Origin of the sequence: Paenibacillus sp. FSL F4-0087 (assembly GCF_038020215.1) — a bacterium.
Classification (GTDB): Bacteria; Bacillota; Bacilli; order Paenibacillales; family Paenibacillaceae; genus Paenibacillus; species Paenibacillus taichungensis.
Genome location: NZ_JBBODJ010000001.1, coordinates 5,643,500 through 5,667,953 on the forward strand (window position 1 = coordinate 5,643,500; position 24,454 = coordinate 5,667,953).

Sequence of the window (24,454 nt, forward strand, 5' to 3'; positions counted from 1 at the left end):
GATTATAATTTCACATCCAGCGAATAACGATCGCGAAGTACTGATAAATGGTGAAGCTCATGTCCAACCAAAATATAGGCGATCGATCGAGCTGAAGCAGGATTATCACTGACGATCCCTCTACAGAGCCAAGCTTCCGGCGTGAGGTGACGGAGCATAAGAATGGTAGAGCGGCGTGTGATGACATATTCTTCGTTCAAATCGGCTACGGTATACGCGTTAAAAGGTTGGCTCTGCATAAGCACGTCCTGATCGTAGCCAGGATGATTCGCTTTGTCGCCTCTGGCGATGCGAAGCAATCGACTGCTCATGATGCGTTCATTATCCAAAAGGTGGCCGATGACCTCCTTCACGCTCCATTTGCCTTCGGCGTAACGATAGTTTGCTTGCTCCTCTGTTAATGAAGAAAGCAAAGTTTGTACGATGTTGGCCTGCTGCTCTAACTGTTCGATGATGTTCCCTTCAGGAACAAGCTGGATGTACCCTTCATAAAAAGCTGCATACTCCTCTGTAGTCGGTCTTTCAACCATGTAATTGCCTCCTTTGGGATTCTTAGATCTGGAATATATTGTAGCATATATCTTACTTCAAGCATTGAATAGGCCCCTCCGCTTTATGGGTGGAAGGGCCTATTTCATGTGATTTGCAAAGTTATATGGTTGGGTTGTTCCACGATCAATCCGTACGTCGTATCCCTTTTTGTTGAACAAATTTTTCCAAAGTCGAAAAATCCTCAGTCACTTTTTTGAATGGCAGCGTATCCAGCACCTGTTCCCGGTAACTCTTTTTTGCCGCTGCGCTGAGACGGGAGTCGAGTATGCTGAGTATGCCAAGATCCGTTTCACTGCGAATCAAGCGTCCCGTTCCTTGCCTTAACCGGAGAAGCATATCCGGTACAAACACCTCCATGAACGAATTCTTCGTTACAGATGCCTTATATTCATAAATAGGATCCGAAGGAACAGGGAAGGGCAGCCGGAAAATAATGACCTGTGACAGGTCAGAACCCTCGATATTCACGCCTTCCCAGAATACACCGGTACCCAGGAGCACACCTTTGCTTTTCCTGAATTCGGCGATGACACTGTCCTGGGAAGATCCCTCTTTCTGAACATGAACTGCCCCTTTATATTCATCAGGCCTTGAAATTAGCTTCTTATGAATGTATTTCATGTCTTCCTTTGCTGAAAAAAGGACGATTGTTCTTCCTTGTGTTAAATTACAAAGTTGAACCAATTCGTTGTAGGCTGCTTCAAGATAGTTTTCGCGCTGATCATGGTGGTAATATGGAACTTTGTTGGAGATGTACATCATGGTATGGTTGGTGTAATCAAAAGGGGAGGATTTTCGATCCATAAAATCCCCCTTATAACCGAGGGACTGCGTCAAATAAGAGTATTGTTCCTCCAGCGTATCCCCACCTTGGCACAGCGTTGCCGATGTTAGGATAACAGGCGCTTTGCCATTAAATAAAGCATACTTCAGAAATTGGCTTATATCTTTGGGACAGATGCTGATTGTGGCTACTCCCAAGGGACTGCTTGCCCATATGAGATAGTTATCCTCTATTTCAGCCAAAACATGGATGAGGGTAATAAGCCCGTTTATAGCTTCAAAAGCGTCATCAATCTCCCGTTCGTGACGGGAGGTCAAAATGGAAAGGCGAAGACTAAGATCTTTCAAATCGTTCGAGACTTGGTTTAACGGTATACCTTTGATTTCCGACACTTTTATACGGTCGCTATCCTGCTTCGCATGGTGGAGCAGATCCGCGTTTATCTGTTGGAAGATTCGTTCAACACATTTTTTTATAAACTTGGATTGTGAGAAGAGACTTTTATCCCCGGACTGCTTCGTTAGAAGCTGTACAGTATTATCCAGAATGCGGCTGATTCCCCGATAAGTAAACTCAAGCGTTCTGGCATCTCGAACTTTTGCTTCCAGATTATGCGCTTCATCAATGACGATCAGAGCAGGCTGTTCTGAGATGATACTCTTGGTTCCTTCTTTTTTCTTCATCAAATCCCGTATGAGCAGGTCCTGGTTCACAATAATAAAATCAATCTCATGAGCCTTTGCATTTAATTTAGCTCTCATATCGTAAAACAAGCATGCATTTTTATGATGGCAACGTTCAAATTTACAATCATTTACGGAAAAGTTGGACCATTCGGCATCACTAATTCCAGCTTTAATATCCGCTCTTTCATCAATTTCAAAATCTAAAATGCGCTGGGCAAGGGTAGACAGTGAGGAGTTCGGATTATCAGGCCTGCTCCATTCCGCGGCCCTACTTCGGCACGCATACTGCCCCATACCTTTCCCAACGACAGAGCGAACTGTTGTGAAGCCCAACCTGCTACCAATGACTCTTAAATCTTTATGTATCTGTTCCGAAAGCTGAATGGAAGATGTGGCTATAATGACCGGTTTCTGCGACATTTGATTCATGAGCAGGCTCGGTATCAGGTAGCCAAAAGACTTGCCGATTCCGACACCAGCTTCAATCATGGCGTTATGCCCGTGGATATAAGCATCGGCTATATCGAGAGACATTTCTTGCTGCCCGATTCGCTCTCTAAGACCAATTCGAGGGAACCGATCATAGATTCGGAAGATGGCGTTAACCAAAGATCGTTCGATTTCCTTTTTTGATTCCCGTTTATTTATCTTATAGAGATCATTTAACCAGTTAATAACGAGCGCCCCCCTTCCAAATGAAAGATCCTCTTGTAGGAATTTTTTAGTCAAACTGTAATTATCTTAGATGGTGAGATAACAGTCAAGTGTTCATAGGTGTTAATCATGTACCCAAGCGATAATAGCAGCGACCCAACGCAACAAAACATACATCAATAGCGTCTATTCTTCTTACAAAGAACATCAACAGGAGTGAAATAGATGCAACTAAAAATGATGGCGATATTCGGTGCTGTTCTCGGCTCTATGCTCATATGGGCAGGAAGTGCAGATGCGGAAGAACGTTTTACCGATCTTCAGCATTCGAAGTGGGCAGAAGACGGTATCGAGTATATGGCCGAACGAGGAACGGTCGCAGGATATGGAAATGGAATATTTAAGCCCCAAGGGCTGGTAACAAGGGCGCAAGCCGTCACGTTTATGGTGCGAGAGCTTTATCCTCAAGAGCTGGAGAAACCAGTGGAAGGTACAACGACTTATTCGGATGTTCCGACAACTCACCCCTTTTATCGGGAAATCGCGTTAGCATCAAAAAACGGACTTGCCAGCGGATTTCCTGGCGGCTCCTTCCGTCCGGATGCACCGCTTAGCCGTGCCGAAACTGCAGCATTTCTTACGCGTGCGTATTCACTCTTGGAAGGCAAGCAACCAGCTAATTGGTCAGATACAAAACAACATTGGGCTGAAGCGCCTATTCTGATCTTGAGCTCCAACGGCTTGGTCGGCGGATATTCGGATGGTACTTATCGTCCGAATCAAACGGTCACGCGAGCGGAATATGCTGTATTTATGTCACGAGTGATTCGGTTCGAACGTGAAGCAGCCATTCGTACACAAGATTGGGACAAGCTGATATCCTATATGACCGTAAGCGAGCAAGTCGGCCAGATGCTTATGCCTGACATTAGGCAATGGAACGGTAAAGTGACTACGACCGTTCATGAAGGGCTGAAACGCAGCATTCATGATCAAGATTTGGGCGGGCTTATTCTTTTCGACAAAAATATTGTAGATATTAGGCAGCTTACAACGTTCACACATGACATGCAAAGGGAAGCCGGCGACATTCCTTTATTTCTTAGCATCGACCAAGAAGGAGGCGTCGTTAAGCGGATACCGGGCGGGACGAATCTGCCGGGGCAAATGGCGCTTGGCGCAACGGGAGATACAGCTCTAGCTGAAGCGGCTGGTCAGTTGACAGGAGAGGAGTTGAAGGCACTGGGGATACAGATCAACTTTGCGCCAGTGCTAGACATTAACAGCAATCCAGACAACCCAATCATTGGCATACGATCGTTTGGCTCAGACGCGGATTTGGTGACGCGGCTTGGTCTCGCAACGATAAAGGGTCTACAGCAATCCGGGGTGATCGCGGCAGTCAAGCATTTCCCAGGGCATGGGGATACGACCGTAGACTCACATCTCGGTATGCCTGTGCTAACACATAACCGCGCACGGCTTGATGCGGTAGAATTAAAACCATTTCGGGATGCGATTGAGAACGGGGTCGAGATGATCATGACTGCACACATTGCTTTCCCGGCCATTGATAACGAGCATGTCACTTCACTCAAAGACGGAAAGAGTGTGCCCATTCCTGCCACCTTATCCAAAAAGGTGCTGACCGGACTGCTTCGGGGGGAGCTGGGATACGAAGGTCTGATCATATCTGACGCTTTTACCATGAATGCGATTGCGGAGCATTTTGGGGAGAATAAAGCCGTGGAACGTGCTGTTTCCGCAGGTGTTGATATCATCCTTATGCCAAAAGATCCGGCAGTTGCACATCAAACGCTCGTGAACGCAGTGAAGAGCGGGAAGATCCCGGACGAAACCATTCATGCTTCAGTGAAGCGAATTTTGGAGTTGAAAGCCAAATATGGTTTGTTTGAACGCAGCCAGACTCTAGCCCAAAAGTTAACCGAGCTTAACGGTATCATTGGATCGAAGCAGCATCGTGCGGTGGAGCAGGAAATTGCCGAGCGAGCGGTCACCGTATTGGCCAGCCGTGAGGGTGTACTTCCGGATCAAATTCAACAAGGCGACCGGGTCGTTATTCTCGCAGCCGAACAGGAACAGGCAAAGCAGCTTGAAAAGCAACTGAAACAAGCTGCAAGTAACCTATCCCTGAAGACAGAAATTTCTCTTATTGGACAAGGGAAGACGAATGAAGCCCTCCAGGCGATTGGACAGGCCGACTACGTCATTCTCGCTTCTTACCAGTTCCGTAACGTGGCCAGTGAGTTCGGTTGGTCCGATTATCAAACCTTGATTGATACGATGAACAGGCGTAATCAGCGTTACTCCCTATTGTCGCTTGGCAATCCGTATGAGATGATTTATTTGCAGAATGTGCGCTCAGGGCTTGCCGTGTATGGAAAGCAGGAGTCCAATACGACAGCAGGGATCAAAGTGCTTGTTGGCCAACGGAAAGCTGAGGGCAAGTTACCGGTGAGAACGGATTAAAACAATATTAATGATGTTGAAAAAGACTGATTCCAAATACGGATCAGTCTTTTTGGTATTTTGATCTTTGGTTCCGTGGGTCATGCTATCCCTCATGTAATTCCTCGCTACCTACAAAATAAGGAGTAGAGTTATAATTAACTTAATCTGGAGGTGGTAACGCGTGAGATTAGAAGAAATGTTCACGGTACATGTGAACATTGGGAAATCATTCGAATTACAGCGTGGATGATTCTGTTGTCATGATTACATTTACAGGGAATGTGACCGGAAAGTATTTTGAGGGAATGGTGCTTGATGGAGGGGTAGATACTCAAATTACTGTTATAACCCCGATCATATGAAATCCAAATCGATAGCAACCAGACCTGAATTGGAATAAGGATGGGAAGTTTCATAGTCGTCTTTCTTTAAAGGTCTTATTATTAATCGTTCTGTCTCTGAAATATAATTAAATTGTTCTGCATTCAATCCCAAGTGACATCTCCTCTGAATTATCTTTTTTCATTTACATAGACACATTTTTTTGCTTTTCACCAAATCTTTTTTTACTCATGGTCCATTGACGACGACCCAGATATTTTGATTCGATATTATTAGGTGGCAACAGTGTTAGTAAAAACAATAGAATAATCTGGAATTTTAGGTTAAGATATATATATCTGAACAAAAAGGAGCGAATTTCAATGACTAACAAGGTGATTGTGCTTTAGGTTCACAGAAGGATATTTGCGGAATGGAGATTCCTTTTGTGGACATTGCAGTGCGGGAGATCGTCCCGACAATGTTTACTGGAGGAGATCATTATTAACTTTAACGAAGCTGTTAACATCAGCAATACGCACGTACTGGAATTGGTATGCGAGCTGTTTTATCTGGAGGGTTACAACATTCAGCTTATTCCACCTCATGAGGGTGGGCGGAATGTCGTTTATACCTGTGAGCAAGAGGGGCGTGAATCGCTCATACTCCGAGTGTCTTTTTTGCCTGACAGAAAGCGGGAAGATTACATTGCCGAACTGGAGTATGTCCGTTATTTATTTGAACACGGGGCAAGTGTCTCGAATGTAGTCAACTCGAAAAAGGGCCATCTGTTAGAAGAAATCACTTATAATCATCATACGTTTTTTGTCAGCCTGTTTAACAAGGCCAAGGGAAAGTTGCTGGTAGAAAATAATTATCAGTACCGAGAAGGTGTTCCACTTACCGAATACTATTATAATAGCGGCAAAGTTTTGGGCAAAATGCATCAGCTATCCAAAAGCTATGTACCCGTTCATCGCCGGCATCATTTTTTTGATAATTACAAAGGTGAATATATCAATAACTTGATACCTGAATCATTCTCGCTGCTTAAGGAGAAGATGGTCGAACTGCTGAATACTTTAAAAGGTTTGGATACAAACCAGGAAACATTCGGGATGATCCATTTCGATTATAATGATGGGAATTACTCAATCGATTTTGATACCGGTCAAATCACGGTGTATGATTTTGATAATTCCTGCTTCGGTTGGTATATGTATGATCTGGCAGATCTATGGACACACGGTGTGGGCTGGATACAATTCGAACCTGACGCCGGTAAACGCAAAGCGTTCATGCATGATTATTTTGAAACTGCCCTCGCTGGTTATACTTCCGAAACCAAGATCGAAGATTCGATGTTGGAGATGCTGCCTTTATTTATTCAAGTTACCCTTTTGGAGAATATCCTAGGTCAATTGGAGGAAATGCAGCATACTGGTGAAGAACCGGAAGATAACGAAGAAGTGTTGTATCTCATTAAATGTCTGGAAGAGGATATACCGTACAGGGGATTTTTCCATGACATATATTCGAGTGAAGCACCCTTTACGTTATGAGAAACGCTGAAGTGACTTACACCTGAAGCATGAATAACCAGTGACTAACCAAATGTGGAGGCAGCCGGCATAGACCGGTTGCCTCTTTGTTTAGCTATGGCACTCTATTCAAATTTGGAAGGAGGCACGTTGTAAAATTTTTTAAATGCTTTGGAGAAGGTGAAGGGATCGGGATAGCCCAGAAATCCGGCAATTTGCTGGACCGTATATTTTTTCTCATACAGATAGTCCCGTGCCCGGTTCATCTTGATTTGATTGATGTACTGTCCCGGTGTAATACCCAGAATTTTCTTGAACAAAGAAATAAAATATTTCTCAGAGACACCGGCAATGGCTGCAAGCTCGTTAACTCGGATGGCACGATGCAGATTCGAATTCACGTAAGGGAATACGTTCTGCAGAACCTCCAGACTTCCTTCCGTTTTCCTCGATTTTCGGTCTTTTAGAAATTCACCATTATACAGACCTTGCCCGTGCAGCTCCAATATTTTTGCAATGACGAGAAGCAGAGAAGCTTTCAAATAGAGTGGACTTCCGGAAGCGCCGCTGTCCTGCTTGAACCTTAGATAGGACGAGGTGAACAATGTTGATTCCTCCCTAACCAGGTTGCCAGGTACGATGCCCGGCAGTTGAAACTCGCCCAGAATTCGCTTTTGCTCAGCAATGCTGAAATCAAAGTGCATGTATATGAATCGGCACAGCTCTCCAGTCGTGGAAGCCAGATAGGGCATATCCGGATAAAAAAATACAATGTCACCCCGGTCCGCCATATGTTCGATCCCATCGATGGTGATCTGGACGGAGCCTGCTGTAATAAACCACAGATCATAATCGGAATGAGACTTGTGCTCCATCCAATTGCTGTCGTGAGTTTGTTCCAAATAGGAGCTCATGCGAAGTGTGATATACTCCGAAAGTTCGTCCATTATACTCATATTTACTATCCCTGCATGCGTCTGATCCAACTCATCACCCCTCCACTTTATGACATCCTTCATTTTTTTAATAATGTAGCAAAGGATTTATCTCTTGTTATCTATCGTACCATATGACATGTTTTGAAAACTATCACACATTCCGATTCTAGCCCACTCACCTATAATGAACTTATATCGTTACGAGGAGGGTTATTGATGAATGCTACAAACACACAGCATCCAAAGGTAGTTGTTATTGGGGCGGGTAGCCTGTTTTTCGGTCGTCAATCCATCTGGCAGATGGTTCACTCACCATACTTGAACCAGGGAACTTTGGCTTTAGTGGATACGGACGAGGAGCGGCTCTCGAAAATGGTAACACTTGCAGAGAGGGTCGCCCAGGAGAACAATGTATCCTTAAAGATTGAGGGCTCGGTAGACCGAAGACAAGTGCTGCCGGGAGCGGACTTCGTTGTGCTTAGCTTTGCAGAGCAATCAGTCAAATACCGGGGAATTGACTGCCAAGTCTCTCTAAAATACGGCATTCGCATGTGTTCTGGCGATACGATTGGCCCGGGTGGAATCTTTAGGGCAATGAGAGAGCTTCCGGTTATTATGGAATGCGCCAGAGACATTGAAGAGCTATGTCCTGATGCCTGGGTAATTAATTATATTAATCCGTCTACCGTTCATGGCATCGCACTACATCGCTATGCGCCGAAGCTAAAATCGTTTGCCCTGTGCGATAGTCATCATATGCCGCATAAGAAAGCCTATTACGCTGTAAGAGCTGGAATCATCGAAAAGACAGACGAGTTCACCAATGAAATCGATCAGAAATTCGATTTCCGCATCGCTGGCGTCAATCATTTCACTTGGCTGCTTAAAGCGGAATTCGAAGGGAAAAATGTGATGCCCCTAATCGCGGAAGCCATGCGCAAAATGGCAGGTGATGAGAACAACGGCGGTGATCGCGGAGCAAAAGCTATTTTTAACGATGCGATTACCTACGAACTGTATGATATTTTCGGAATCATCCCCACTTGCACGGCGCATACGAAGGAATACGTTCGATATTGGCAAGGTCTCGGCAAGACTACAGACGCACTTCCGCCATTATCCATCTGGGAGACAGAGGACAGGTATCAGCGTCACGACGAAATGTGGCGTCAGGTTGATGACTTTCTTGAGGGGAACATCCCGATTACCGATTACATGAGCACCTTTGGCCCAGACCATGCGACTGATATCATTGAGAACATGGTAGGGAATTTGGGGAAGAAGTTTTTCATCAATACGCTTAATCAAGGCGCGGTAACCAATATGAATGCCGATTCGTTCCTGGAAGTGCTGTGCGATGTGGGAATGGATGGAGTTAAGCCAGTTCATGTAGGCGAGATGCCGCGTGGAGTAAGAGGAATGCAAGAACTTGTACTGGATACACATGAGCTGACGGTCGAAGCTGTTCTGGAGCAGAGCTACGAGAAGCTAAGAAGGGCGATGCTCACCGATCCGCTCGTGAATTCCATCAGTGACGCGGACAAGATCATTCATGAATTGTTGGAACTGGAGCGTGATATGATTCCCGACGTCTGGTACAAGGACAGACTGCAGTATACCTAAGGTATAGATAATGATAAAAGATCACGTTGACCTTCTGAAGGAAACTACGTGGTCTTTGATTTTATTAATAAATTTTAGTTCATTTGAAAAGCTAAATAGGTATAAAAATAGCTTATCTTAGAAGGGATTTATGACCATTGGATAATAATGACATTGACATCTGTGGCGTTTTCTAAAATAATAAATGTAATTGAATACTGGTACCTTTAATTCAGTCCAGAGAGGCTGGCAAGGGCAGCGGATTTTATAATCACGCGTGAATCAGGGCATATCCCCACAGGGATGCTCTGCGTCTTCGCGCGGATTATGATGCAAAAAGAGGCTACTTGTCAGTGTGTAACTTGACGAGTAGCCTCTTTTTTCTGCTTTTTTTTGGTATCAGATACACTTTAAGCTGGAGGTATTCTGATGAGCAAACAAGATCAAGAGTTTTCATGGCAAGAGGTGCCAAAAACGCAGAGAAATCATTTTTGGAAGACGTTATCCGTCATGTTGGGTTTCACCTTCTTCTCGGCGAGTATGTTGGCAGGGGGTACGCTTGGAGTCAGTTTGACGTTTATGGAGTTCATTGGCATCGTGCTTGCTGGCAATTTGGTGCTCGGTATCTATACAGGGGCACTGGCACATATCGCTGCCAAGACGGGTCTTTCCACACATTTACTTGCTAAATATGCGTTTGGTGCGAAAGGATCGTACCTGCCATCGTTCCTGCTTGGCTTTACACAGGTCGGATGGTTCGGGGTAGGCGTGGCCATGTTCGCAATTCCGGTTGCCAAAGCGATGGATTGGAACGTGTACCTGTTAATCTTGCTGTTTGGTCTTGCTATGACGGCATCTGCCATCTTCGGTATGAAGTCGCTCGTCATCTTGGGTTATATCGCGGTTCCGGCTATTGCCATTCTCGGCGGTTACTCCATGTTCAAAGGTGCAGGATCGCTGGGAGGTCTGCAAGGATTGCTCGATTACACGCCGACAGAGACACTCACCGCAGCTGCAGCATTGACCATTTGTATCGGTTCATTCATTAGTGGCGGAACGCTGACGCCCGATTTTGCCCGGTTTTCCCGTACGTCCAAGCAGGCGGTTACCGCAACGGTTATTGCCTTCTTCCTTGGGAACTCGCTTATGTTCCTGTTCGGGGCAGTTGGTGCAATGGCATATAACCTGGCTGATATCTCGGAGGTCATGTTCCTGCAAGGCTTGCTCATTCCTGCGATCATCGTTCTTGGACTGAATATCTGGACAACCAACGATAACGCCTTGTACGCCTCCGGATTGGGTTTTGCCAACATCACTAAAATTTCGAAAAAGTTCTTCGTCATCGTAAACGGCATTGTGGGTACAGTATTTGCCATGTGGATGTACAACAATTTCGTCAGCTTCCTGAATGTGCTGGGCGCGGCGGTACCGTCCATTGGGGCCATCATCATCGCGGACTATTTCTTCGTGAAGCGCAGAAACTATAAACCGTTTGCCGAGATGAGTTTCAAAACTGTAAACTGGGTAGCGATGGTGGCTTGGGCCATCGGCGTTGCGTTTGCTCAGCTGGCTCCAGGAGTAACACCACTAAATGCACTGCTCGGTACGGCGGTGGCCTACATCGTGTTGATGCTGATCGTTCCTAACAAAGAATCCAACAAAGAAAAGGGGAAAATAAATGATTATACAGAACGCAAAATTGCGGGGTAAAGATGGTCTATGGAATATCGTTGTCAAGGAAGGGAAGTTCGAACAAATTACGCAGGAGCTGCAAGCCACTGCAAATGAGGAAATACTTGACGTCAACGGTTCACTTGTACTGCCACCATTCATTGAGCCTCACATCCATCTGGATACAACGTTAACGGCTGGCGAGCCGGAATGGAATTTGAGCGGAACGCTATTTGAAGGCATCCAACGTTGGTCGGAACGCAAAGCATTCTTGACACATGAAGATGTTAAAACTCGCTCCAAAACAGCACTGAAATGGCAGATGGCGCAGGGGATCCAACATGTTCGGACACATGTGGACGTTACAGATCCAAGCTTGACGGCAGTCAAAGCGATGCTTGAAGTAAAAGAAGAGATGGCACCATACATCGACATCCAGCTTGTGGCATTCCCACAGGAAGGTATTCATTCCTATCCGAACGGTGCAGAACTGCTGGAAGAGTCACTGAAAATGGGCGTTGACGTGGTCGGCGGCATTCCGCACTTCGAATTCACGAGAGAATATGGCGTTGATTCGATGAAGGTTGCTTTTGACCTTGCCGAAAAATACGACCGTCTGATCGACATCCATTGCGACGAGATCGATGACGAGCAATCCCGCTTCGTGGAAGTTGTTGCCAAGGAAGCCTACGAACGAGGTCTGGGTTCTCGCACAACGGCAAGTCATACGACGGCGATGGGGTCTTACAATGACGCATATACGTACAAATTGTTCAGATTGCTGAAGATGGCTGACCTCAATTTCGTCTCCAATCCGTTGGTCAACATTCACCTGCAAGGACGCTTCGACACGTATCCAAAAAGAAGAGGTCTGACTCGCGTCAAAGAGCTGCAGGAAGCTGGTCTTAACGTATGTTTCGGTCATGATGATATTTTCGATCCATGGTATCCGCTAGGAACGGGCAACATGCTCCAAGTACTGCACATGGGTATTCATGCTTCGCAGTTGCTGGGCTATGATCAAATCGTAAATTCGGTCGATCTCATTACGAAAAACAGCGCAAGAACGTTGCATATTGAGGATGCATACGGAATTGAAGTAGGAAAACCCGCCAACTTCATCGTTCTTGAAGCAGAGAACGAATACGAGGCTGTTCGAAAACAGGCTGGTGTACTGTACTCGTATAGAGGTGGCCGCAAAATCGCGGAAACAAAACCTCGAGATATGTCCATCATTTTGGAGAGCGGTACAGAGAAGGTTACTTTCAATAAATAATTAAATGAGCAGTGCGATGCATCAACCATAGCCTACGCATTAGTCAAAAAATCCCCTCAGGGTGGACAGGTCAATAGAGATTCCATGATTGTGGACTCTTCCTGTACAAAAGAGGGGATTTTTGGTGTTCCGATTTTGAAAGACGAGAGAGAGGGTACCTCACAATGGAGCTGTGACGGCATTTTTTAATTTACATACGCCTTCCTGTAATTGAACATCTGACAAATGTGCAAATGATAAATAGATACCATACTTCGTACCGTCAGACGTTGAACTGCTGACCTCTGAGTATACAACCCCTTCTGATCTAGCCGATGCCCGAAAGACTTCATAAGTGGACGCATCACCTCGCCACCAGCCAAACACGTGCAGACCTGCTTCATTTTCCACCCAATCAAACCATGTAGAGAGTTGCTGGTTCAAAAGTTTAAGTAGCAAATGAAATTTGCGACTATATAAACGATTCATCCTACGCAGATGACGCTCATATTGTCCGCTTGTCATAAATGCTGCTAATGCCCGCTGCTCGATCAGATTGACGGGTCTTGGCTCGTATAATGCCTGTGCTTTTCGAAAGGTGTCTGCCAAAGTGGGGGGGAGAACCACATAACCAAGCCGTACTTCCAAAGGCAAGGTTTTCGTGAAGCTGCCAAGGTAGATTACGCGTCCCGCTTTATCCAATGTTTTCAGCGGTTCAACATGCATTCCGCGATATCGGAATTCACTATCATAATCATCCTCCACAATCATAGCATCATGACGATGTGCCCAATCCAGCAAAGTTTGTCTGCGTTCAAGGCTGAGCATTTCGCCGGTTGGAAATTGTCGTGATGGCGTGACAAACAACATACGTGCATCCCAGTTTTGGGGTACAACGCCTTGACCATCGAGACTGGCTTCAATCAAATTTGCACCCGCAGCCAAAATGGCTTGTGAAATTCCGATATAACAAGGACTTTCCGTCACTACATGATCCCCAGGATCTGCAAGTAATTGAGTGAGTAGAGCTATAGCTTGCATAGAACCGGCAGTGACTGCAATGTGATCTGCATCGACTTGAATCCCCCGCATCCGCCGAAGGTAGGCAGCAATGGCTTCTCGCAATTTCGGCTCCCCTGTTGAACTAACAAGAGCAGAGGTTGTTTCTATGTGATGCTCCCGATGCCGTATCTCAGCATACAATCGATTGTTCCATTCATCGTAAGGGAACTTGGAGAAATCAGGCTGGTATTTGCTAAAATCAATAACTTCGTCGCTTTCTATTCTGGAATTACTTGTTTGTGCATTGGTATGTGAATTCCTTTGAGTTGTGTGCTGTTCAAACTGCTGAATACGATTCCCCCAGGCTGATAAGTGATGAGTGCATGCTTTCTCGGTGGACGCATCATTGCTTAAATCCAACTGATAAGCAACAAAGGTTCCTCTCCCATGCTCGGAATGAATATAACCTTGAGCAGTCAACGTATCATACACCTGATTCACTGTTCCGCGGGAAATGTGATACGTCGCAGCTAACTCTCGTGTAGATGGTAACTTCTCGCCATGCACCAGGTTACCTTCTTGAATAGCATCACGAATTGCTTGATAGAGAGCCTTCATCTTGGTATATTTTCGGTTCAAATATGAACTGTAAGCTACATGAAATTGCATATGCCCTCCAGAGGATAATTTAGAAGTGGTACAATAAAAACCGAAATTATTGGATCTTTTTAGTTGTCCATTCTCATTTTATACTAAACCATAGGTTGAAGTGAAACAATAAATTTAATTAGGAGGAATACAATCATGCAAACAGGTACAGATCGTGTAAAAAGAGGAATGGCTGAGATGCAAAAGGGCGGCGTCATCATGGACGTCATGAATGCAGAGCAAGCTAAAATCGCTGAAGCGGCAGGGGCAACAGCTGTTATGGCTCTTGAGCGGGTACCTTCCGATATTCGCGCAGCTGGCGGTGTAGCTCGTATGGCAGATCCAACCATCGTGGAAGAGGTTATGAAGGTTGTATCTATTCCAGTTATGGCCAAGGCGCGTATCGGTCATTACATAGAAGCCAAAGTGCTTGAATCTCTAGGTGTGGACTATCTCGATGAAAGTGAAGTTCTTACGCCTGCAGACGAAGTGTTCCATATTGATAAACATGAGTTCACTGTACCATTTGTATGTGGAGCCAAAGATTTGGGAGAAGCTCTTCGCCGTATTGGTGAGGGTGCATCGATGATTCGTACAAAAGGCGAGCCTGGAACGGGTAACATTGTTGAGGCAGTTCGTCATATGCGTCTGATTAACAGCCAGATCCGCAAAGTGAAAAACATGTCCAAGGATGAGTTGTACGCTGAAGCAAAAAATCTGGGCGTAGCTTATGAATTACTGCGCGATGTTCATGAAAATGGAAAACTTCCTGTCGTTAACTTTGCAGCAGGTGGTGTAGCCACTCCGGCAGACGCAGCATTAATGATGCATCTGGGAGCAGACGGTGTGTTTGTAGGATCAGGTATTTTCAAATCAGATAGCCCTGAGAAATTCGCTCGTGCAATCGTTGAAGCTACAACACATTACACGGATTACAAACTGATTGCCGAAGTATCCAAAAACTTGGGTGCTCCAATGAAAGGAATTGAAATTTCTAAATTGGCTCCAGAAGAGCGTATGTCCAACCGCGGTTGGTAAGCTTAAATAGAACATTAATTTTAAAGTATTGTTATGATTTTACACAACGCTGTATTTAAGCATTGAGCTTGAATGGGGTAGGAATAGATATCAAGAAAAGCCGATCAATGAGAAAAATTGATCGGCTTTGTTGCGCTTTAGGGTCTCAATCATGCGTTTCATCTTAATTTCGCCCTTGAACCTGTGATAAAATAGTATATTTGAGAGTGAAATTCAGCGTCGATGTCGATGAAAGGCGGATGTTCAAGCATGTTCAAAGTTGCAGTCTGTGATGACGAGGAGAAACAAAGAGAACTTGTGAAAACGATGCTTATCTCCTTATCTCTAAAAACGAATATTGATTTTCAAATTACATTATTTGCATCCGGAGAGCAGCTCGTCTCACATTATAAAAACGTGGGAGACACGTTTCATATCCTCATTATGGATGTGGAAATGAGCGGAATGAACGGAATCCAGACAGCCCAAGAAATCAGAAATATGAAGTATCTGGATGTGCAAATCATGTTTCTGACCAGCTACCCCGAGTATATGGTTGATAGTTTTGATGTGGTTACTTTTCAATATCTGATCAAACCAATCCTGCCGGATATCTTCGAGGAGAAGATGATTAAGCTGTGCCAATATTTTAAAGCGCTGGACAAAAAGTATGTACTGATTAAGTCAGATTATGAAGAGCTTCTATTGAAATACGATGATATTCTCTGGATTGAGGTCATGAAGAGTTTGACGATCAAGAACAAATTAAAATTTGTGACTCAGGAAAATTCGCATGAGAGCAAAGGCATCTTATCCGGTTATGCCACCGCCTTGAAAGATCATGGTTTCTTGCAAATTCATCGCTCGATTATCATCAACCTGATGCATGTTCAGAAGTTTGCGGGTACCCAAGTCGTCATGTTAAATGGTACGGAATTGCCGATAGGCCGCTCCAAAGTCAAGGAAGTCAAGGATGCTTATACCAAATATATGATCATGAGGATTCAGTGATATGGATATGTATGTAATCTTGTCCGTCTTCGTCGTTCCTTTACTTATGGCATTCCAGGTGAATTTTTATTTCAATTCCGTGCTGGGCAAGTCCAAACGAAAACCATACAGAGCGATCTATTTCATTGTATTTGTTGTACTGGGGTATTTCTATTTGGTATCTTCATTTTCACCTGTCGTTTCGTCCGCTTTTGCTTTGTTATTCATCTTCAGCCTGGCACAATCCTATGAGGTGGAATTCATCAAAAAAATTGCATTTACCATCCTCTATGCAGTACTGCTCACAACGGTAAATTACATTGCCGTATATATTATGAGTGCGATTGATTCAACGGATTACAGCATATGGGATCATTTCAACGTGGATTATCACTGGGTGTTCTCCAAAGTGATGCTGCTTGGTTGCGGTATCATGTTCATTGTGATCCAGATTGTGCGTTTGATAGCCAAGCGGAGAAGTTTCGCTATGCATTATCGTTATTATTTCTTGTTTCTGATCGTACCTACCATTACGATCTATCAGATCAATGTGGCCTCAACTTATAGTGAAAAAAACATATATTATGTCGTTTCCGTATTAGGCTCCCTTTTTCTTAATGTGTTCATTGTTTATCTATTCGATAATATGGTAGAAAAGGTTCAGCTCGCACATGAAAATGTTCAACTACAGCGTCAGATGGACTATCAGGATGCCAACTATGAGAAAACAGTGCACAGTTTCAAAAACGTGAAAAGCATCATCCATGATACCAATCAGCAGTTCCTGTACATTGAAGAGTGTATCAAGCAAAACAAGCTTGATGCCGCAGGTGAGCATATTCAACTCACATTGAATAAGATTGAAGGAGCGTACCAGCGGGTGAACTCCGGCAATCTTGTTATCGATGCCCTTGTTACAAATACCATCGCCGTGGGGCAGGCAAATGGGATCAAAGTCGACACCCGTATTCAACTCCATTCACAACATCTCCATATCGATCGTTATGATCTGTGCGTTGTGCTCGGCAATATGTTGGATAATGCCATCGAAGCTTCCAAGAAAGTTAGACATGCTGAAGACAGGTATATCCTGGTTGCAATTCACTCCACGGCGTCTGCACTTGTAATCCAGATTCTAAATCATGTGGAGCAAAAATTGACTCACTTTAAGAGTGAGAAGCCCAATCCCGAGTTCCATGGGATCGGCTTAACCAATATATCGAGAATGTGCGACAAGTATGGCGGACATATGAGTATCGAGAATCATCATCGGACATTTAATAACATGGTCGTTCTTCCTTTTGACATGAACAGTCTCTGAACATACCGTTCGGGGATTGTTTTTTTCCATTCAGGGTTCGTTATCGTTCTATTTGCTTCTTCTCCGATATGATGAATGTAATTATATGAGCAGTATCATAAGGGAGGAAGTTATTATAATGAAGAAACTAATCAGTATGCTATGTACGGCTGTACTTGTAGTCATTCCGATGACAGATGTCAGTGCAGAGACGAACAAGATGGGAGCAATTGAAGATCAGGCTGGGCGACTCGCCACAGAGATGGTGCAGAATTATGGTGTCACAGGTTTACAATATGCGATCATGGATGAAGGGAAGATCATTTTGTCCGACAGTGTTGGATTCCAGGACAAAGCATCCAAAACACCAGTCGACAAGGATACCATGTTTGGAATAGGTTCCGTTAGCAAAATGGTTGTCACGGCTGCCACCATGATGCTGGTGGATTCCGGTAAAGTGGATCTGGATCAGCCCCTCACTTCCTATATTAAAGATTTTGAAATGGCAGATGAACGGTATACCCAAATAACCCCGCGAATGCTCATGAACCATTCCTCTGGGCTTTATGGTACCCATTATGGAAACAGTATGTTATTTGACGATACCGATACCCGCAATCATGATGAATTACTACTCAAATTAAAGTCAGAGAAATTGAAATCAAACCCGGGAGCCTATTCCGTCTATAGCAATGATGGCTTTCAGTTGCTTGAGATATTGGTTGAACGTGTGAGTGGATTGAGCTACAGCGAATTTATTGCCAAGTTCATCAGTGAGCCATTACAGCTGCAAGCAACCAAGACACCGCTTGATTCTTTTGATAGAGAACGATTATCCGAGACGTATTGGCCTACAATTGAAACGAAACTGCCTGTCGAAAATGCTAATATCCTCGGTACAGGTGGAATCTACTCGACTGCAGAAGAATTAAGCCAATTCGCTGAAGTGTTGATAGGAAACAAACCGGACATTCTGTCCAAATCAGCAGCAGAGTCCATGCAAAATCATGAATATCGTCGGGGAATATGGGTGTCCGAAGAGAGAAATACCTTCAACTATGGTCTTGGATGGGATGCTGTAGCACTTGCACCGTTCAGCGATTATGGCATTACTGCACTTGCCAAAGGTGGAGACACCATGTTGTATCACGCCTCGTTAATCACTATACCGAAACATGATATATCAATGGCGGTCCTATCTTCGGGCGGGTCTTCTATCTATAATCAGATGTTTGCCACTAAAGTTCTCCTGGAGGTTCTTGCGGATCAAGGCATCATCGACGAGATAGAGCCCGATCGGACATTCTCACCACCTGTCAAAACAAAGATGCCCACGGAATTGACGGCGTATTCCGGCCTCTATGGTACGGTAGGTTCAACCCTTGATATAGAGGTTAAGAATGGTGAGATCGCACTTCCGGCTATGCAGGGAGGACTTATCCCGGAGCAGAATTACGTGTACACGGGTGAAGGGAAATTTACGAGTAACGATGGAAGTGTGAAGGTCAGCTTCGAGAAAGAAAGCAACGACAAGGTATATTTTAAAGTTCAAGCGAATATCACGCTGCCTGGACTAGGCCAAACGGTGATGAACACATATGATTATCAAAAATTGGAAAATAATTCGCTAGATACAGCATCGAAAAAGAAATGGGAGGCTAGAAACGGCTCGAAATATTACGCGCTGGATGAAAAGATAACGTCGATCTTCTATCTGGTTCCATCGATGCTGATCAAAAACCTGACCGTAGATGTGGAGAACGGTTATGCGAATGGCACACAAATTGTTGATCCTGACAATGCAGAGAATGTCGCACAGATTCCAGTGATGAACGGAAGAGATGCTTTTGATCTGCATTTCCGTACGAAGAACGAAGCGGAGTACTTAACTCAGGATGGACAGGAGTATATTGCGGAGGAAGCCATTACACCAATCTTCGGTGGGAAAACAGGCATCACCACCATCCCGTCCAACGGTCAAGCTCGGTGGTATGCCATCGATTCCCGCTCAGCGAACAAAACGTTAACGGTGGATTCTCCGGAGAGCGGAGGTTATGCGGTATATAACGATAAAGGTGAAGTGCTTCAATTTTCAAAAGCAACGAATCAACAATCAACGCTGCTTCCCAAAGGTGGTTTTATCGTCTTTGGTGGTGAAGCGGGAGATGTTTTCAAGATTCAACTAAAGTGATTGCATAAGGAAAAATGATTTCATTCGAAAATATCGGATTCTGAGCGTAGGTTGCTCGTGATCCGATATTTTTCTTTTTGTTTATGCCCAAACACAACATGATTCTCCTTCATAGGTTATATGGAATTAGCCTAATTTGTTAATGAAAAATACATGTTTTCATAACTAAGGAGTTGGATAGATACGTGATTTCCAAAGTTAAGCTTACAGGGCGAGTGGTGTTTAAAGGTGACCCTGGTTATGAAGTGGCTCGGAAGAACTGGGATCCGCATACGGACAGATTCCCTAAAGTTTTTGTATTTGCTCAAAAAACACAGGATGTAGCCAACGCCATAAGATGGGCGCGTCAAAATAAGGTCCCTATTCGTCCGAGAAGTGGGAGGCACGCTTTAGAGTCCAACCTATCACAAGTTAATGGTGGTATTGTCATCGACGTTAGCGAAATGAAGAGAATCAAGTTAAACAAAAAAAGCGGAACGGCCGTTGTTGAGACAGGTAATCGCGTAGGAAGAATCGTGGATACGTTGGCTCGACAAGGTTTTATGGCCCCATTTGGTGACAGTCCAACGGTTGGGATTGGTGGAATAACACCTGGTGGCGGAATTGGTCCACTGCAAAGGACAACGGGTCTCATCTGTGATAATCTAATTGAACTCGAAATGGTTGACGCTAAAGGGCGGATTATTCGGGCGAACAAAAAACAAAATTCCGATCTTCTATGGGCTACACGTGGCGGCGGAGGCGGTAACTTCGGTGTAAATACTAAATATAAATTCAAAGTGCGGCGCGCTCCAGCCAAAGCTACTGTATTTAGTATCACATGGCCATGGGAACAGTTCGAAAAAGTCGTGAAGAAATGGCAAGTATGGGCGCCTAAGGCTAGTAACAAGCTGGGAAGTGAATTAAGTGTTGGTCCCAAAAAAGGCGGAAATGTTAGCATGCTAGGGGTATACCTCGGTTCGAAGAGTGAAGCCCTCCGTCAGTTGGAACCCATTCTTAGCGTAGGAACGCCTACTAAAAAAAGCATTCTGTACCTGCCATACAGGGCAGCAACGAAGTTTTTGCTAGCCCCAGATCCTGTGCTCACTCAAAGGTACAGCAACCAGTTTTCCAGTGGCTTTGGCAGACAGCCATTCCCGGATAAAGCCTTCAAAGTCATGCGTGAGTTTCTGGAAAATGCAGAGGAAGGCACACCAGCCGGTTTCTATTTCCTTAACTGGGGCGGTGCTGTAAGTCGAGTCGCTCCTCAAGCCACTGCGTTTTACTGGCGAAAAGCTGAATTTTATGTGGAATGGAACAGCTCATGGGTGAAGCCATCGCGTGCAGCTAAAAATATTGCTTTGACTCGGAACACAAGAAAGAAATTGCAGCCTTATATTGTAGGGTCCTACATTAACGTACCAGACCAAGGTATTAAAAATCCAGGGCCGACCTATTATGGGAAGAACTACGCCAGATTGAGAAAAGTAAAAGCGAAATACGATCCGAAAAATGTATTTAATAACCCGCAAAGTATTCCGCCGGCTAAATTAAAATAGGATACGATTTCAAACCGTTAATTCTGAGTAGAGTTAACGGTTTTTTGACCTGTCTAATTCCTTGTGTTTACTATTTATTGTAGAGTAAGATGTAAAAAAATTATGATATCGAAACTGCATCTCGGGGATCAGGGAATTTATTTCAGGGAGGTGGAACATGGATTACACTTCGTCGATTGAAGCGGCATTAAAGGTGAAGCGCCCTAAATATACCGCTATAGCGGCGGGGCGACGTCATACCATTGGTCTTAGATTGGACGGAACGGTGACGGCAGTGGGGGATAATAAAGTTGGACAATGTGATGTAAACGGTTGGCGCGATATGGTGGCGGTAGCTGCTGGTAATGTTCATATGGCGACGAACACGGGTAATGCGCATACCATCGGTCTAACGTCTCAGGGCACTGTAGTGGCTGTGGGTTGGAATATACATGATCAATGCGAAGTATACGACTGGCACGATATTGTAGCAATTGCTGCGGGGTGGCGTCGTACCGTTGGTCTTAAATCGGATGGCACGGTGATTGCTGTGGGACGAAATAATGAAGGCCAATGCGCTGTAAGCAACTGGCGTGATATGGTGGCGGTAGCGGCGGGTGACTGGCACACCGTTGGGCTTAAATCAGATGGTACTGTGACGATTGTGGGCAATAATCAGTATGGCCAATGTGAAGTAAGCGGTTGGAGCGATATCGTGGAAGTAGCGGCAGGATACCTTCATACGGTGGGGCTTACATCGGGTGGTACAGCGGTTGCCGTGGGTGGGAATAAACATGGGCAATGCGAAGTAAGCGACTGGCGTGCAATGGTGGCGATCGCGGCAGGCAGTAATCATACCATCGGTCTTCAATCGGACGGTACGGTGGTTGCCGTGGGTTGGAATAAGCACGGCCAATGCAATGTAGGTGACTGGCACGATATTGTGGCGGTAGCGGCGGGTTGTGCTCATACTCTTGGCATTAAATCAGACGGCACGGTGGTGGCTGTGGGGGATAATGAATATGGTCAATGTAATGTAAGCAGTTGGTGTTGTTAATCTACTTTTAGTATTCTTTTCCATAACAATATAGCCTGCTCCTTCTTTTTTTGATAACATAGATTAGCCTCAGTTCAACCGAGTCTATTATCGGTTGAACTGAGCCAATTTTTAATGAGTATGCATCTTTTAGTGCGTATGAGTAGACGGGGGAATTGAATTGAAACGGATTGCGGTATATTGTGGTGCAAGTAAAGGTAACAATGCCATTTACGAGGAAGCTGCTGTTCAGATAGGTAACTGGATTGTTGACCAGAAACATGAACTAGTCTATGGTGGCGGAAAAGCAGGATTAATGGGAGTACTCGCTGATACTGTGATTCAACGTAGTGGCATTGTTACTGGGGTTATACCTACCTTTTTGCAAGCGAGAGAACTGGCCCATGAGCAGCTTAACAAAATCATTATTGTGTCCAATATGCATGAGAGAAAAGCTAAAATGATTGAACTTGCAGATTGCTATATTGCAATTCCAGGTGGGCCAGGGACACTTGAAGAAATTACAGAGGTCATTTCGTGGGGGAGAATTGGGCAGCATGTCAATCCATGCATCTTCTACAATGTGAACGGTTATTATGATCTGATCGGCCAATTCTATGAGAAGATGGTGGAAGAAGGCTTCTTAACGAAAACAGATAGACAAAAGATACTTGTTACAGATTCTTTAGACGAAATTAACACTTTTATAAGTACTTATGTACCACCTGATATTCGTCAATATAACTAATGCTTAATATCAGGGGCAATGTTACGAACGGATGAGTAGAAGGTTCGAAGACGGCACGTTTCGACTGGCACAATCGGTTATGGCACATTGAAAGTCGCTATTATAGCGGCTTTTTTGTTTTACCCGGATTTGTTACTAGAAACGGACGGCCTTGATGGAATGGATAGTTATCCGGTATTGGAGAATTTAACCAATTGAATGTGGTTCTCTATAAATCGGAACTTCTTATTGTGATAATAGTTATCATTCTCATTTACGTAATTCGACATTTGCTGTATACTGACAATGACTATGATACATATTGGCCAAAAAGAAAAAGGAAAAGGGAGAGATTTTGAATGTTTTTACGAGTAAAAAAAGGAGCAATCCTTTGTTTAATTACTGCACTTGTTTTTGTGCTTGCAGCTTGCTCCAGTGGTAATGATAGCAGCAAAGATGCAAACACTAGCTCACAGGAAGCCGTGACGGATAGCGCTACGAATGCTTCAACAGATGAGCAAGAAACGGATGCGGATGCTACAGGCGCAGCTCAAACAACATACCCAATCGTTGTTTCAAACTTTACAACTGAAAACGGCACCTGGGTGGCAAAGGAACAAACCTTTGATAAGGCACCTGAACGAGTGGTTGCCAATACACAAGGTGCAGCGGAGTTATTGATTCGTCTTGGCTTGACTGACAAGATTGTTGGCGTAGCGGCGTTATTTGGCAATGTACCTGATGATATTGCTGAAGATTTCAAAAAAATTCCTGTGTTATCTGAAGGTTATGTAGGCAAGGAAGTAACTATAGGTGCTTCACCTGATCTGGTTATGGGGCGTGGGGGATTGTTTGAAGATGCTGATTGGGGTGTTGGTACTGTAAATAGTCTGAATGAGATGAATATCAAAACATTTGTACAAAGTACCAGCGTTACTGATGCAAAATTAGATAATTTATATCAGGATATCACTGAGCTGGGTAAAATATTTAACGTACAAGCGAATGCAGCGGCATATATCGAACAGCTCAAAGCACGTGAGAAAGCGTTATCGGCTCGAGCAAGCGCTGAAACGATCAACTATGCATCTTTCTTTGATAATGGTGATGGAACCATTGGAGTGTACAACGGAAATGGAGACACATTTATTGAAAGTGCAATGTCATTAATCAATATGCATAATATGCTCATTAACGAGGAAGGCACGCTTAGTTTGGAGAAGCTAATCGAGATCAATCCAGATGCTATGATTATTTCGAAATATGCCGGCGGTATTGATCCAGAACAAACGATTGAAAAGCTGCTAGCCAACAAGCAATTGCAAAGTGTTAATGCAATTAAGAACAAGAAAATTTACGTTATTGATTTCAACAACTTCTGGGGGTATGGCGATTCTATTTTCACAGGAGTTGAAGCACTCGCAGATGATCTGAACTTGTAAGGAGTAGATGCGCTCGCTTGATTACCATGCATGCAATTAATATCATGTTTATTTTAACGGCAGAACAGTAATTTACTGGGCTGTCGTTTTAATTTGAGCCTAGATTCA

17 protein-coding genes are annotated in these 24,454 nt (G+C 44.3%); 13 read left to right on the top strand and 4 right to left on the bottom strand.

Features of this window, described 5'->3' with window-relative positions:
* Positions 1-2 precede the first annotated feature (2 nt).
* A complete protein-coding gene (locus MHB84_RS25985; protein ID WP_076289269.1) occupies positions 3-530 on the bottom strand; it encodes a DinB family protein in 528 nt (175 codons plus the stop codon).
* Positions 531-675: 145 nt separating this feature from the next.
* A complete protein-coding gene (locus MHB84_RS25990) occupies positions 676-2,631 on the bottom strand; it encodes an ATP-dependent DNA helicase (RefSeq protein ID WP_256716810.1) in 1,956 nt (651 codons plus the stop codon).
* A gap of 270 nt (positions 2,632-2,901) precedes the next feature.
* Here MHB84_RS25990 and MHB84_RS25995 point away from each other — a divergent pair, with 270 nt between their 5' ends.
* Complete coding sequence (locus MHB84_RS25995) at positions 2,902-5,166, top strand: glycoside hydrolase family 3 N-terminal domain-containing protein (RefSeq protein WP_076289270.1); 2,265 nt, start codon at positions 2,902-2,904, stop codon at positions 5,164-5,166.
* Between the two features lie 749 nt (positions 5,167-5,915).
* Positions 5,916-7,031 carry a phosphotransferase enzyme family protein gene (locus MHB84_RS26000; protein ID WP_246318096.1) on the top strand — a complete coding sequence of 372 codons (1,116 nt, stop codon included), beginning with the start codon at positions 5,916-5,918 and terminating at the stop codon, positions 7,029-7,031.
* A 104-nt stretch (positions 7,032-7,135) separates the two neighbouring features.
* Here MHB84_RS26000 and MHB84_RS26005 read toward each other — a convergent pair whose 3' ends face one another.
* Entirely contained in the window at positions 7,136-7,957 is an 822-nt protein-coding gene (locus tag MHB84_RS26005) for a helix-turn-helix transcriptional regulator (protein ID WP_341143074.1), read from the bottom strand.
* A 207-nt stretch (positions 7,958-8,164) separates the two neighbouring features.
* Between MHB84_RS26005 and MHB84_RS26010 the strand changes: the two genes are divergently transcribed.
* The 3 genes from MHB84_RS26010 to MHB84_RS26020 all read left to right on the top strand — a co-directional run bounded on the left by MHB84_RS26010 (position 8,165) and on the right by MHB84_RS26020 (position 12,497).
* Positions 8,165-9,571, top strand: coding sequence for a family 4 glycosyl hydrolase (locus MHB84_RS26010; RefSeq protein WP_076289272.1), 1,407 nt, complete (start codon positions 8,165-8,167; stop codon positions 9,569-9,571).
* 408 nt (positions 9,572-9,979) lie between these two features.
* Positions 9,980-11,260 (top strand): cytosine permease, encoded by a 1,281-nt coding sequence (gene codB / locus MHB84_RS26015; protein ID WP_076289273.1) that lies wholly within the window; start codon positions 9,980-9,982, stop codon positions 11,258-11,260.
* Complete coding sequence (locus tag MHB84_RS26020; RefSeq protein WP_076289274.1) at positions 11,229-12,497, top strand: cytosine deaminase; 1,269 nt, start codon at positions 11,229-11,231, stop codon at positions 12,495-12,497. Before codB ends, MHB84_RS26020 begins: the two co-directional genes overlap by 32 nt.
* Positions 12,498-12,656: 159 nt before the next feature.
* Here MHB84_RS26020 and pdxR read toward each other — a convergent pair whose 3' ends face one another.
* Positions 12,657-14,147: a MocR-like pyridoxine biosynthesis transcription factor PdxR gene (pdxR, locus tag MHB84_RS26025; protein ID WP_076289275.1), complete on the bottom strand. Its 1,491-nt coding sequence runs from the start codon at positions 14,145-14,147 to the stop codon at positions 12,657-12,659.
* Positions 14,148-14,279: 132 nt separating this feature from the next.
* On the opposite strand from pdxR, the gene pdxS reads away from it, so the two are divergent.
* From pdxS to MHB84_RS26065, 8 genes are all read left to right on the top strand, one after another.
* The gene (gene pdxS, locus MHB84_RS26030) at positions 14,280-15,164 is read left to right on the top strand and encodes a pyridoxal 5'-phosphate synthase lyase subunit PdxS (protein WP_218642256.1); all 885 of its coding nucleotides are present in this window, start codon (positions 14,280-14,282) and stop codon (positions 15,162-15,164) included.
* A gap of 249 nt (positions 15,165-15,413) precedes the next feature.
* On the top strand, positions 15,414-16,154 hold the full coding sequence (locus MHB84_RS26035; RefSeq protein WP_076289277.1) for a LytR/AlgR family response regulator transcription factor: 741 nt from the start codon (positions 15,414-15,416) through the stop codon (positions 16,152-16,154).
* A gap of 1 nt (position 16,155) precedes the next feature.
* On the top strand, positions 16,156-17,454 hold the full coding sequence (locus tag MHB84_RS26040; RefSeq protein ID WP_099856068.1) for an ATP-binding protein: 1,299 nt from the start codon (positions 16,156-16,158) through the stop codon (positions 17,452-17,454).
* Positions 17,455-17,572: 118 nt separating this feature from the next.
* On the top strand, positions 17,573-19,624 hold the full coding sequence (locus MHB84_RS26045; RefSeq protein ID WP_076289278.1) for a serine hydrolase domain-containing protein: 2,052 nt from the start codon (positions 17,573-17,575) through the stop codon (positions 19,622-19,624).
* 188 nt (positions 19,625-19,812) lie between these two features.
* The gene (locus MHB84_RS26050) at positions 19,813-21,162 is read left to right on the top strand and encodes an FAD-binding oxidoreductase (protein WP_445322139.1); all 1,350 of its coding nucleotides are present in this window, start codon (positions 19,813-19,815) and stop codon (positions 21,160-21,162) included.
* Between the two features lie 157 nt (positions 21,163-21,319).
* Entirely contained in the window at positions 21,320-22,198 is an 879-nt protein-coding gene (locus tag MHB84_RS26055) for an RCC1 domain-containing protein (protein ID WP_076289280.1), read from the top strand.
* Positions 22,199-22,358: 160 nt separating this feature from the next.
* A complete protein-coding gene (locus MHB84_RS26060) occupies positions 22,359-22,925 on the top strand; it encodes an LOG family protein (RefSeq protein WP_076289281.1) in 567 nt (188 codons plus the stop codon).
* Between the two features lie 338 nt (positions 22,926-23,263).
* Complete coding sequence (locus tag MHB84_RS26065) at positions 23,264-24,346, top strand: ABC transporter substrate-binding protein (RefSeq protein WP_076289282.1); 1,083 nt, start codon at positions 23,264-23,266, stop codon at positions 24,344-24,346.
* The last annotated feature ends 108 nt before the right edge of the window (positions 24,347-24,454 follow it).

Excerpts from the sequence above, each read along its gene's own strand:
- MHB84_RS25985 (WP_076289269.1), bottom strand. The coding sequence starts at position 530 with ATGGTTGAAAGACCGACTACAGAGGAGTATGCAGCTTTTTATGAAGGG.
- MHB84_RS25995 (WP_076289270.1), top strand. The coding sequence starts at position 2,902 with ATGCAACTAAAAATGATGGCGATATTCGGTGCTGTTCTCGGCTCTATG.
- MHB84_RS26005 (WP_341143074.1), bottom strand. The coding sequence starts at position 7,957 with ATGGACGAACTTTCGGAGTATATCACACTTCGCATGAGCTCCTATTTG.
- MHB84_RS26010 (WP_076289272.1), top strand. The coding sequence starts at position 8,165 with ATGAATGCTACAAACACACAGCATCCAAAGGTAGTTGTTATTGGGGCG.
- codB (WP_076289273.1), top strand. The coding sequence starts at position 9,980 with ATGAGCAAACAAGATCAAGAGTTTTCATGGCAAGAGGTGCCAAAAACG.
- MHB84_RS26020 (WP_076289274.1), top strand. The coding sequence starts at position 11,229 with ATGATTATACAGAACGCAAAATTGCGGGGTAAAGATGGTCTATGGAAT.
- pdxR (WP_076289275.1), bottom strand. The coding sequence starts at position 14,147 with ATGCAATTTCATGTAGCTTACAGTTCATATTTGAACCGAAAATATACC.
- MHB84_RS26035 (WP_076289277.1), top strand. The coding sequence starts at position 15,414 with ATGTTCAAAGTTGCAGTCTGTGATGACGAGGAGAAACAAAGAGAACTT.
- MHB84_RS26040 (WP_099856068.1), top strand. The coding sequence starts at position 16,156 with ATGGATATGTATGTAATCTTGTCCGTCTTCGTCGTTCCTTTACTTATG.
- MHB84_RS26045 (WP_076289278.1), top strand. The coding sequence starts at position 17,573 with ATGAAGAAACTAATCAGTATGCTATGTACGGCTGTACTTGTAGTCATT.
- MHB84_RS26055 (WP_076289280.1), top strand. The coding sequence starts at position 21,320 with ATGGATTACACTTCGTCGATTGAAGCGGCATTAAAGGTGAAGCGCCCT.
- MHB84_RS26065 (WP_076289282.1), top strand. The coding sequence starts at position 23,264 with ATGTTTTTACGAGTAAAAAAAGGAGCAATCCTTTGTTTAATTACTGCA.